This window comes from Rhodococcus sp. NPDC060090 (genome assembly GCF_042729855.1).
In the GTDB taxonomy this organism is placed as follows: domain Bacteria; phylum Actinomycetota; class Actinomycetes; order Mycobacteriales; family Mycobacteriaceae; genus Rhodococcus.
In genome coordinates this window covers 53,114-64,355 of sequence record NZ_JBHWXB010000008.1, presented here as the reverse complement: position 1 = coordinate 64,355, position 11,242 = coordinate 53,114, and the positions used below count along the sequence as shown (strand labels likewise).

At 63.8% G+C, this 11,242-nt stretch carries 10 protein-coding genes; 6 read left to right on the top strand and 4 right to left on the bottom strand.

Going from position 1 to position 11,242, the window contains the following annotated elements:
- The first annotated feature begins 18 nt into the window (after positions 1 to 18).
- The 5 genes from ACFWCF_RS12740 to ACFWCF_RS12720 all read left to right on the top strand — a co-directional run bounded on the left by ACFWCF_RS12740 (position 19) and on the right by ACFWCF_RS12720 (position 5,004).
- On the top strand, positions 19 to 324 hold the full coding sequence (locus ACFWCF_RS12740; RefSeq protein WP_378561647.1) for a hypothetical protein: 306 nt from the start codon (positions 19 to 21) through the stop codon (positions 322 to 324).
- A 53-nt stretch (positions 325 to 377) separates the two neighbouring features.
- Complete coding sequence (locus ACFWCF_RS12735) at positions 378 to 2,711, top strand: hypothetical protein (RefSeq protein ID WP_378561644.1); 2,334 nt, start codon at positions 378 to 380, stop codon at positions 2,709 to 2,711.
- Positions 2,708 to 3,454, top strand: a complete 747-nt coding sequence (locus ACFWCF_RS12730; protein WP_378561641.1) for a hypothetical protein — start codon at positions 2,708 to 2,710, stop codon at positions 3,452 to 3,454. Before ACFWCF_RS12735 ends, ACFWCF_RS12730 begins: the two co-directional genes overlap by 4 nt.
- 67 nt (positions 3,455 to 3,521) lie before the next feature.
- Positions 3,522 to 4,229 (top strand): hypothetical protein, encoded by a 708-nt coding sequence (locus ACFWCF_RS12725; RefSeq protein ID WP_378561638.1) that lies wholly within the window; start codon positions 3,522 to 3,524, stop codon positions 4,227 to 4,229.
- A gap of 31 nt (positions 4,230 to 4,260) precedes the next feature.
- Positions 4,261 to 5,004 (top strand): hypothetical protein, encoded by a 744-nt coding sequence (locus ACFWCF_RS12720; protein ID WP_378561635.1) that lies wholly within the window; start codon positions 4,261 to 4,263, stop codon positions 5,002 to 5,004.
- Between the two features lie 239 nt (positions 5,005 to 5,243).
- Here ACFWCF_RS12720 and ACFWCF_RS12715 read toward each other — a convergent pair whose 3' ends face one another.
- The 4 genes from ACFWCF_RS12715 to ACFWCF_RS12700 form a co-directional block, all read right to left on the bottom strand.
- Positions 5,244 to 6,548 carry a lipase family protein gene (locus ACFWCF_RS12715; protein ID WP_378561632.1) on the bottom strand — a complete coding sequence of 435 codons (1,305 nt, stop codon included), beginning with the start codon at positions 6,546 to 6,548 and terminating at the stop codon, positions 5,244 to 5,246.
- 233 nt (positions 6,549 to 6,781) lie between these two features.
- Positions 6,782 to 8,188, bottom strand: coding sequence for a carotenoid oxygenase family protein (locus ACFWCF_RS12710; RefSeq protein ID WP_378561629.1), 1,407 nt, complete (start codon positions 8,186 to 8,188; stop codon positions 6,782 to 6,784).
- 204 nt (positions 8,189 to 8,392) lie between these two features.
- Positions 8,393 to 9,523, bottom strand: a complete 1,131-nt coding sequence (locus ACFWCF_RS12705; protein WP_378561626.1) for a hypothetical protein — start codon at positions 9,521 to 9,523, stop codon at positions 8,393 to 8,395.
- 12 nt (positions 9,524 to 9,535) lie between these two features.
- Positions 9,536 to 10,168 (bottom strand): HAD family hydrolase, encoded by a 633-nt coding sequence (locus ACFWCF_RS12700; RefSeq protein ID WP_378561623.1) that lies wholly within the window; start codon positions 10,166 to 10,168, stop codon positions 9,536 to 9,538.
- Positions 10,169 to 10,372: 204 nt separating this feature from the next.
- Here ACFWCF_RS12700 and ACFWCF_RS12695 point away from each other — a divergent pair, with 204 nt between their 5' ends.
- Positions 10,373 to 11,239: a MurR/RpiR family transcriptional regulator gene (locus tag ACFWCF_RS12695; protein WP_378561620.1), complete on the top strand. Its 867-nt coding sequence runs from the start codon at positions 10,373 to 10,375 to the stop codon at positions 11,237 to 11,239.
- The last annotated feature ends 3 nt before the right edge of the window (positions 11,240 to 11,242 follow it).

Below are 11,242 nucleotides of genomic sequence, written 5' to 3'. Positions count from 1 at the left end.
CGATGGGGGATCATGGGGATGACCAACACGCTCGAAGCCGACCTGCCACAAATCCGGTCGGTGTCACGCCACTTCGATCTGCACGCCGAAGAGCTCTGCGAGATCGACACCTCACCGATGAGGGCTCATTCGACAAGCGGATTCCTGCAGGCGTCGTCCGTCGCCGCCGCGCTCGGCGACGCCGAGGCAGCAACCCGCCGCGCACTGTTGATCCTCGCCGATCGAGCATGGGCACTGCACGACACCATGAACCGTGTGTGCGAGGACTACTCGCACACCGAGGAGTACTTCAGGGACGAGCTCGCGAGGGCAGTGTCCGCATGATTCCCTCGGTATCCGATGTACGTCAATGGAATTGGTCTGCACTGTCCGAACAGGTGACCTCGACCGAGTCGGTCGCCACGCGACTCGAGGACGCCCGCGACTCGATCCACGCATCCACCAACGACCTCTGGTCCGCGTGGACAGGTATCGCTGCCGACGCCGCAGCAGGTCACCTCGACCGCGAACGCAAGTCCGACACCACCATCTCCTACGAACTACGCGAAATCGCCTCCGCTACCAGAAGAGCCGACGAAGATCTCGCACACGCAGCACGCGTGGCTCTCGACAGAATCGCCGCCGCCGAACGAGCCGGCTTCACCGTCAGCGACGGAGGCGTCACCGCCGGGCCCGACTTCACCGGGGTCTACGAGGGAGAACCCGACGCCGCCGCGCACTGGGGCATGATTCAGGACGCACTGCGGGTGGTCGGCGAGGTGGACGACGACCATGCCCGCCGCATCACCGGCATCATCTCGAACCTCATCGACGTCACACCAGCACCAGCAGCCTTCTCCCCCGACGAAGCCGCCCACGACTGGGCCATGCTCACCGATGGCACGGTCACGTCCGAAGATCTGGCACGGTTCACCACGAACCTTGCCGCAGCAGGTCTCGACCCGCAGTCTCTCGAGGAGCTTGCGAACGGCAAGGTCGTCACGACTCTCCCAGCGGGCGCGTTCGGCTACCTCGAGAATCTGTACGGCGAAGCCGGAGCGGATGGCGTCATGGAGTTGCAGCAGCAACTCCTTGCCGACGGCAGCACCTCAGCACTCGACGCCCGCGACAGTCTCGCAAACGGAATCCTCGCGCTGTCGAACGAACACGTCCGCGACGTCGACGACGACCGCGGCGGATGGGACCGCCTACCCCAGGACGTCCGCGACCTCGTCGAAGCGCGTCCGGGCTCGGCCCAGCTCGACGGCTACCAGGTCCCGCCCACCTTGTCCGCATTCATGGACACCCTGCCGCCCGACGTCCGGAGCGAGCTCGAGTTCGAGCCGGGGGCCGCAGCCACGGCGCACCGCAACGCACTCGCCAATCCGGGGGGCGCCGCGTACATCGACTCGGTGATCCGCGGACGCGAATTCTGGGAGTTCGTCGGAACCGGGAGCGGCACTCCCGGCGCCGAACTCGGCACGAAGCTCGTCGAATCTGCCGCATCGCAAGCATCCGTGATCGATTCGATTGGATCCGGCACCGGGCCGTACGACACCATCCCCATCACGGTCGGTCACGCCGGCGAATCGATGCTCGACGTCGCTGCCAGCAACCACGACGTCAGTGCCCGCGTGCTTGCAGGAGACCTGGACGGAGACGGCCGCCCCGACATTCAGCGCGACGACATCCTCACACCACTGTTCACTCATGACTGGGACGACGGCGGCGAATCTGCAGGACGCCTCACCAATTGGATGACCCACGAAATGGGCGATGCCCACGCTGCCGGCGACCCCGCACGTGTCGACCGAGCGGAGCGTGCTGCACTCGATCTGTCTCAGTATCTTGCGCACGAAGAGAACTTCGACCGTTTGATGGACGTCCACGGCGAGAACACCTCCAACATCGGTGAGGTGAATCCCGGACTGGTTCGAGCATTCGCCGATGGGTTGCACGGGTACATCCCCGAGCTTGTCAGGGCGGATAACGTGGGTGACTGGAAACAAGACAGCCTCGAATCGCCCAATTTCAACGAAGCCGCGCGGCGCATCTTCACCCTCATGGCAACGGATCAGGAATCCAGTGCCACATTCGGAAGCGCAGCGACTGCATTCGGTCGGTACTACGCAGACGATTTCGTCGAAGGCCCCTCGTACCTCGGTGCGTCCAACGCGGGTCGTCTCCAAGCGCTGCTCGACACCGGGATCTACAACGCCGGAAGAGAAATGTTCGACGATCGGGCACGGATCGACGAGTTCGTGCAGCGACGACGGGAAGACACGTTCAACACGAACTACACGGTCATCCGGAATCTCGTCGCACTCGATCCTCGTCTCAGCGGCACAGTCGGACTGCTGATGGACATCAACAGCACCTCCATCCGAGACACATTCGTGCCCGCGTTCGAAGATCCCGAGGCGACGCCGTTCACCGGCGACTTCAGTCGATACAGTGCGCCGAACGCGTACAACCTGCTGGAAAATGCGGTGGGACGGTATGGGTTACCTCAGGATCCTGAAATTGTGGAAAACCTTCTTCGCGAAGATCTTCTGCGGCCTGATGGCACGCTCGGCTACCCACCCAACGGAGTCTCGGTCGACGCGATTACCGATGCCGCAGACAGGGCCTTAGAGGAGTACGGAATAGATTTCTCTACTTTCCGCGAGTACTACATGGACGCATACGGGAGCGTCGCGCCCACGAATAGAGAACCGAGTACACCACGATGAACGCCTCCCGTGGCCGCACACCCACCCGCCTCATCGCCACCGCGATACTCGCCGCCGTCGTCTCAGCGTGCGCACCGCAGGCCGCTCCCCCACCCCAACCGGAGCCCGACCGTTTCGCAGCACTCGAATCCGATGCAAAGGTCATGTCGCACCGCTGGACCGCGCCCACCGGCATCGACCTCGACTCACCAGAAATACAAGTGTCCCGCGGCTACATCGAGAGCGAAAACAACTACGACCGCACCGCCGACCCTGCCACCCTCTACCCCGGATACACCGACGTCGCCCACGTCCAGAAGTCACCACCCACACCACGAACCGGCACGATCAACCACCACATCCTCCAAGTCGAAACCACCACCCACCTCGGACAACCCGCCAACGAAATCCACGTCTGTTCCACCTACATGCAGACAGGCATGCCCACCGATACTGGGTGGGCACGCTTAGAATCACTGTCCTACGTATCGCTTCGTATCCAGTCATCCGGAACGATGGCAGTGACTACCCCGTCAGTTGACAACGACCGCAGGCTTTCGTTTCCAGCCTGGAACGTGTTCAGCGGCTGGGAAGTCGAACGGTTCACGGACAAGCGAATGGGCGAGAATGACCCGTGGCGCGTGTGCATGTCGCGGATGCCCGGATTCGATTACGACGCCCCACTGAAGGAATTACTTCACGCCGCTCCCGTCGTCGAACCGTTCTACCCTGGTTGGCCCACCCTCGTCGACAACAATGAGTAGGAGCAGGGGCACACCCGAAATAGCCACTAGAGTGAAACATTCGCCCCGAACTCTCATCCGACTCATCGTGGGCGCGACACTCGCCGCCACCATCCCAGTGTGCGCACCGCAGGTCGCCCCACCACCCCAACCGGAGCCCGACCGTTTCGCTGCACTCGAATCCGATGCAAAGGTCATGTCGCACCGCTGGACCGCGCCCACCGGCATCGACCTCGACTCACCAGAAATACAAGTGGTCCGTGGCTACATCGAGAGCGAAAACAACTACGACCGCACCGCAGACCCATCCACCCTCTACCCCGGATACACCGACGTCGCCCACGTCCAGAAATCACCACCTACGCCACGAACCGGGACGATCAACCACCACATCCTGCAAGTCGAACCCACCACCCACCTAGGACGACCCACTACTGAACTTCATGTCTGCGACGTCCACACACAGACCGCCATGCCCACCACTGACGGGTGGACCCGTATGGAAAGACGGTTCTACATGTCCCTCCGACTCCAACAGATCGAGCGGGCCGCAGGAGACCCACCCACGCTCGACTACGAGCATCGGCTGCCGTATCCCACCTGGAACGTCTTCGACGGCTGGGAGATCGAGCTCTTCACCGACAAGCGTATGGGCGAGAACGACCCGTGGCGAGTCTGTATGTCGCGAATACCGGGGATCACCCCGGACACCCCGGTGAAGGAACGTCTCCCTGCAGCACCCGTCGTCGAACCGTTCTACCCCGGCTGGCCGATCCTCGTCGACGACAATGGGTAGGAGGAGAGGCACACTCGAAACAGTCACTACGGTGAAACATGCGACGCGAACACCAATCCGACTCATCATCACCGCGACACTCGCCGCCGTCATCTCGGCGTGCGCACCGGCAGCGACTCCACCACCCCCGCCGGAGCCCGATCGCTTCGCCGCACTCGAATCCGACGCACAAGTCATGTCGCACCGCTGGACCGCACCAGACGGCATCGACCTCGACGCCCCGGAACTACAAGTGGCCCGCGGCTACATCGAGAGCGAGAACAACTACGACCGCACCGCCGACCCCTTGACCCTCTACCCCGGATACAACGACATCGCCCACGCGTACAAGTCACAACCGACACCACGAACCGGCACGATCAACCACCACATCCTCGAAGTCGAACCCACCACCCACCTGGGTCGACCCGTCACCGAAATCCACGTGTGCGACGTTTTGATGCAAACTGCTATGCCCACTGACGCCGGTTGGACTCGCATGGAAACCCGCCTCTACACATCACTTCGATTGCAACCGGCTGATTGGACCGCAGGCAGCCCGACCATTCTCGACTACGACAACCGTCGCCCGTATCCCACCTGGGACGTCTTCGGCGGATGGGAAGTCGAGCGCTTCACCGACAAGCGGATGGGATACGAAGACCCGTGGAGCATCTGTGTGACAGGTATGCCCGAATACAACTTCGACACCCCAATAAGGGAACAGCTTGCCGCAGCTCCCGTCGTCGAACCGTTCTACCCCGGATGGCCCACACTCGTCGTCGACGATGAATAGGAGCGCGGACACATCCGGAATGGCTTGCGCGGTGAAGCATTCGAGCCGAATTCCCATCCGACTCATCGTCACCGAAACGCTCGCCGGCGTCATTTCGTCGCGCTCACCAGCCGCTGTTCAGGCGACAGTCTCCGGCCCGTCCGCATTTTGCCCGCCGCGGACAGGACCAGGTTGACCCGCCGGAAAGCGGTGAGTCCCAGTACTCGCGGGGTGTCGACCGCCGAACATCCACGCGGCGGTCAGGGAACCGGGGTGGCCGCGAGGTCATTTCCGGGCCCGACCACGGCGCAGTTGTCTGCGGGGGCCGCGCCGGCGAAGCGGTCGGTGAAGAACTGCGCTGCCTGCGCCTGGAACGGCAGGAACGCCTCGCTGTGTGAAAGGCGGTCGTACTGCGCATAGGTGACGGCAACACCACGCTCGCAGTAGTCGTGCGCCAACCCTTCGACGTCTCCGGTGATCATCACCGAATCACCCGTACCGTCGACGTCTCCGACCGCCAACAGCATCGGCACCCGCGGAGTACCCGCCGTACCCATGATGTTGTCGTTGATGGCGCGGATGACGCCGGGGATCTCGAGCAGCGACGTGTAGGGGGCTCGGAGCATCTCGGTGTCGGTCAGCCCCGGGTAGTGGGAGGCAAACGCATTGATGCACTGGGAGCTGACCGTGTCCACGATCTGCTGCCCGTGAGGGTTGAGGAAGGCGGCGGTGTCGAGACCGTAGGTGCGCTGGTAGGCGACGATCAGCGCGGGGATGACACCGGCCCAGTCCGTGCTGCCGCTGACGTAGGGCAGATTGTGGGCCAGGTTCACCGGCAGGCCACCCGCCGCCGCGCCGACGATGTTCAGTTCGGGTGCGTACGTCGGCGCGACCTCCGCGCCCCACTGGGTGGGCACCGAGCCGCCGGAGTAGCCGGCCAACCCCACCGGTGTCGACGCGGGAAGTCCCAGCACCGACTCCGCGGCACGAACCCCGTCCAGCGCGGCGTAGGCCGACTGGCGTCCGATGGTCCACTCGAGGTCGGGGCCCTCGTAGTCCGGAACGACTACCGAGTATCCGGAAGCCAGGTAGCCGGTGATCACGCCCTGCTCGAGCGTGCCCGCCTGACTGTAGGTGCCGTTCCCGGTGAGCGTGTACGACGGATCGCATTCGGAGCCGAGCGCGTCGTACGCCATGTGATACGAGATCATTTTGGCCGGGCCGGGTATTAGCGGACGCAGGATGGTCGCGACCGTCGTGGTCGGGCGGTCGAACTGGTCGGTGGTCCGGTACAGCACCTGTGTGCTCGTGATCGGTGTGGCCTGATCGTGGAATCCGAAGGGCATCGTCCTGGTGTCCAGCACCGCGCCCGGTGCGACGTCGTCGAGGGGGCCGTCCCACGTGTAGAAGGGGTCGGCCGACGGCAACGGAACCACCATCGGGGCTGTGGGTTGTGCGGTCGCGGTACCCACGCCCACCACCGTTCCGGCGCAGAGTAGGAACGCGGCGAATGCGGCTGCGGCGAACGGCCGTATCGGCGTGGCGGAGAAGCTGACTGGGCGCATGATGAGAAGCCTGTCTCGGACACGACTCCCACCCAGCGGTCTGGTGGAGCGCCGTCCATCGTCGGGAGAGGTGACGAAGGACCGGGCCGGGTGCTGCCCCGACGTGCGGACAGATTCCCAGCCCGAGACTCCGCTAAGCAATGATGCGATGCGGAACAAGATCACCGATGCTCATTGGCGGAAGCAGCCGCACACCGAGCATGATCGCGTCGCAAGCCGATGCGTGACGGTGATCAGCGTGCCGTCGGATCCCAGAAGCCGTGGAGCCCGGCCGGTACGCGAATAGGCAGCTCGATCGTGGCCAGGGGCCCGTCTGCCGGGGTGTCCGCGTCGAGCAGATAGAAGCGTGAGTGCATGTCGTCGGGATCGGTGCCGATTGCGCCCCAATAGTCGTGGTGCGGGCCGGGAATGTAGATCGGTTCACCGATCGCGACAGACGGAGTCCAGCACACCTCGGTTCCGGATTCGAGATCGTGAAACCAGAGACTGTCGAGGTCGGCCTGGTCGGTGTCGGATTTGCCCACGGTCGCGACCCGGCGGTGGTCGAGGGTGAGCAGCCGATCGTCGACCCGGGGGAATTCGAGGTTTGCACGAGCGCTGACAGATGTGCGGCCGAAGGTGCCGGTGGCGGGATTACATTGCGCTCGTATCAGTCCAGAGGTGCTGGGGGACGCAATGTCGGCGAATCCGCTCGGGTAGGTCCATTCGACGTAGTCGACCGTGACGGTGCCGTCGGGATTGTCGAATGCGTTGGCGAAATGCCACACCCAGAACGCGTCGGTGTCGATCCATCGCACCGTCCCGCCGTCGCGGGGGATGAACGCGATACGGGTGCCGTTATCGGGACGCCAGGACAGCAGCGACCCACCGGTCATCGCTGCGGCGAGATCGAAAATCAATGGGCATACGAACAGGACGACGTAGCGTTCGGTGAGCGCCATGTCGTGGATCATCACCGGGTCGTCGAGTCCGTCCACCGCCGTTGGTTCGCGTACGGCTTGCCCTTCTGCGCCCACCACCGACCAGGTGAGGTACGGCGCTTCGAGGGTGTAGTTGAACAACACCATCTCGCCGGTACGCGGGTCGATCTTCGGGTGGGCCGTGCTGCCCACACGCATGGCGCCGGAGCAGTCCTCTTCGCCCAATGTTCGCAGGTCGGCCGGGTCGAGACGGTACGGCTTGTCCGCTTCGGCCATGGCCATGAGCCGGCCCGCGTGGTGTACGACATTGATGTCGGGTAATTGCCGAACGGTTCCGGCGAGCTTGTCTCCGACGACCTCGGCGGGAGGCGTGTAGCCGTCGGTGATCCCCGACCACAGGGCGCGCCCGGCTGCCTCCTCCGTCACGACCATGGGCGTACGGACGAACCGGTTGCTGTAGGACGCATGCCCGTGGTCGAAGCTGATGCGGTGGACCATGCCGTCGCCGTCGAGTGGATAGACGAACGAGCCGATCGGGTCGAATCGAGGGTTCGGGCCATTGCGCAGATAGCTGCCGCTGAGATCCGACGGAAGATCACCGGTGACGTGGAGATCGTCGACGTCGACTTCGGAGCGTTGAGGTGCGTAGACACCGGTCAGAAACGGGTGGTCGGCAAGTGATACCGGAGCGGGGCTGTGGGGGTCGCTGATTGCGGTCATAGCTTCGTCCTTGCGGAAGAGGGCTGATTCTCGAAATGCTGTCTTCGGTCGAGTGTCGTGGCAATAAGACGAGTGTGCGCCTTGCCGGCGGTGCATTACCTCTGGTCGGTGGCAGAGATTTCACTGCCATCGACCCAACCGGACGTCGAAATCGCTCCGAGTGGCTGCATACGGATTCCATATCGTTGGGACGGTTCGACGAAATCAGGATGTAGGCGCGATCTTCCGAAGCCAGTTTTCGCGGTTGCCGTCGAGCATCCACTCGACGACGTCTCCGTCGGGGCGAACGGCGTCGGTGAGCCAGTGGGTCTCGTCCGGCGCCCAACCGGCGATCACACTCGCGGCATCGTCGTCGACGTCGATCGCTGTTCCCGCCGCGGCGAGATACCCCCTCACTGTCAGGTGCACTCCCGCGTACGCGTCGGCGACGCGACTCCAGTCAGGCATCACCCAGCGTCCGTCGCGGCCGGTGGTCCGGTACCAGTCGTGACGTTTCTGCGCCGTCACCTCCAATGGGTATCGACGGCACAGATCTGCCCACGCGTCGGCGCCGTCGATCTCGAACACATCGATTCCCACCGGCACTGGCAGGCGCCGAGCGAAGGCCCGCTTCCAGCCCATACTGTCCTCGACGAACAGGACGCCCGCCGGCAACCCGTCATCGAGGGACCGCGCCGAACAGCGCGCCTCCCACGGAAAAGACCACCACTCACCCGAGTAGTTCGCCTTCGGGTCTCGCGGGCGATCACGTTCCGCTTTGATTTCCTGCTCGACGACGCGGTCACGCCACTTCGCCAGGCGCTCGGTGAGTCGAGTTTGCTCGCGGGGCTCCTGCGGCGTGGTTTCGGCACCGTCGGCCCAGCCCACCGACCATTGGTCGCCGCGAGCCACCTCGGTCGACCACCAGTCGACGTGAGGTGACCGCGCGATGTGGTCGGCGATGCGCCGCAATTCTCGTCGCATGGGGATGGTGGCGGCGAGGACATCCTCACCGTCGGGTTCCTGCCAGTAGCGGGCCATGTCCACCGCCATCCCGAGCGCCGACCGCAGAGCAGCTGCCGTCACCTCCGGAAGCGGCACAGTCGCGAGCCGGCGAGCAACCTCCTCCGGCGGAATGTCCGGCAGCGGCTCGTCGGCGCCGGGACCGAAGAGGACACCCGGGTTGGGGTCGAGGGCGTGTGCGGCGTAGAACACGGCGGAGTGGAACGAACTCTGGTCGTAGTTCTGCTGGACGGCGCGTTCGGCTTCCTCTACGAACGCCAACAACATCCTGCGGCCGCGGGGGCCTGCCAACAATGCGTCTGCCGTGCTCGCCGAGGAATTCCACACCGCCATGGACTCAGTAGATCACCTGCTTCCGGCGACAGGCAGGCCGAGAAGACTCAGCAGGTCCACGAGATCCTCGAGGTGGTGGTCGCTCCCTGCCGCCGCGAGAATGCTCGGATGCTGGTATCCCCCACCGATCGAGATCGGGGTGTAGCCGGCTCGCCGGGCACACGTCATGTCATAGGCGGTATCGCCGATGTAGAACGCGTCGTCCCCAAGGGCCCGGAGCGAAGCCAGACATTCCGCCTTGTCGGCTACCGACGCACGCACGTGGTCGAACACCCCGGCCAGGCCGTTGCGCTCGAGGTCGTTGTGGACAACTGCAGCGTCCGCAGCGGTCACCACGCCCGTGACGACGCCGTGTCGCCGAAGCTCTGCGAGCAATTCGGCCGCACCATCGCGGACCGGTGCGGGCGACTCCATCACCGTATTCCACCGCGCCTCGACGCCATCGACCTCCGAGTCTGCGATGCCCATCCCGCGCAGCCAGTTCTTCATCGGCAGTGTGAACGAGTTCTGGAAGGTGGCGCGGTCCATCGTCTGGACCCCCCGGCCCGCGACGGCGTCGTTCGTCGCGGTGACAGCTCGGTCGAGGTCGTCCATGACCGTCCCGTTCCAGTCGAACAGGACGAGTAGGCGAGCACGCACGGTCATGGAGTTTCTCCTGGAAGTCGAGGGATACGCCGGCGAACCACGCCGGATATGAGAGGTCTCTGCACGGAGGTATCTCTCCGCCGACCGTCACATTGCCATGCCTTCCTGAAAATTTTGTTCAGAATCATCACGCTTGTGAAAACTTCATTCGTCGTTCACCTGTGGTGGCACTCCGGTTCACAGGGAGCCCATACGTTCACTGCCATGACCGAAAAGGCCGTGAGGTCGGCTCCGGTATCGCACAGCGATATTCGGCAGCTGATCAGGTCCCACCTCCTCACCTTCTCACCCGCCGAGCGGCGCGTGGCCGACGTGGTCCTGTCGGACTCATTGGAACTGCTCGATATCTCCGTCACCGAACTTGCGGAGCGCGCCAACACATCTGCGGCAAGCGTGGTACGGATGTGCACGAGCATCGGTCTCCGCGGCTATCAGGAACTGAAGACGCGCCTCGCCCTCGAACATGTCCCCGTCACACACCTCAACTCCGATGCCGACGGCGATGGCGACAATCTGACGACAACGATTCTGCGCGATTTCGCCGCTGCACTGAGAGATACCGCGAGCACTCTCGATATGGCATCGGTGAATGAGGTTGTGACAGAGTTGCTTTCCGCACAGCGCATTCAGCTCGCCGCTGTGGGCACGTCGGCGATGCTGGCCTCCGACTGCGCCTACCGGCTCAGCACACTCGGCCTCAACGTCACCTACGTCGCCGACGTCCACGCACAACACATCCAGGCACGGATGCTCCGCGAGACCGATCTCCTGTTCGCCATCAGCCACACGGGTTCGACGTTCGAAACATTGGCCGCAGCACGTGCAGCGAAGGCTTCTGGAGCAAAAGTCGTGGCGCTCACCAGCTTCACCCGATCACCACTGACCGAACTGTGTGACAGGACCATCATCGCCGGCAGCGCAGAAACGAGAATTCGCGTCGAAGCCGTCACCAGCAGGCTCGTTCACCTCGCTGTCCTGGACGCGCTCCACATCATGCTCAAACAACAGGTACCGGACGTCGAGAGGTATCTGCAGGCAACTGCAGACGTCCTGGCCGAACACCGCTTCTGACCA

What these genes read in the sequence shown, in the direction of transcription:
- ACFWCF_RS12740 (WP_378561647.1), top strand. Translation starts at nt 19, where the DNA reads ATGACCAACACGCTCGAAGCCGACCTGCCACAAATCCGGTCGGTGTCA.
- ACFWCF_RS12730 (WP_378561641.1), top strand. Translation starts at nt 2,708, where the DNA reads ATGAACGCCTCCCGTGGCCGCACACCCACCCGCCTCATCGCCACCGCG.
- ACFWCF_RS12715 (WP_378561632.1), bottom strand. Translation starts at nt 6,548, where the DNA reads ATGCGCCCAGTCAGCTTCTCCGCCACGCCGATACGGCCGTTCGCCGCA.
- ACFWCF_RS12710 (WP_378561629.1), bottom strand. Translation starts at nt 8,188, where the DNA reads ATGACCGCAATCAGCGACCCCCACAGCCCCGCTCCGGTATCACTTGCC.
- ACFWCF_RS12705 (WP_378561626.1), bottom strand. Translation starts at nt 9,523, where the DNA reads ATGGCGGTGTGGAATTCCTCGGCGAGCACGGCAGACGCATTGTTGGCA.
- ACFWCF_RS12700 (WP_378561623.1), bottom strand. Translation starts at nt 10,168, where the DNA reads ATGACCGTGCGTGCTCGCCTACTCGTCCTGTTCGACTGGAACGGGACG.
- ACFWCF_RS12695 (WP_378561620.1), top strand. Translation starts at nt 10,373, where the DNA reads ATGACCGAAAAGGCCGTGAGGTCGGCTCCGGTATCGCACAGCGATATT.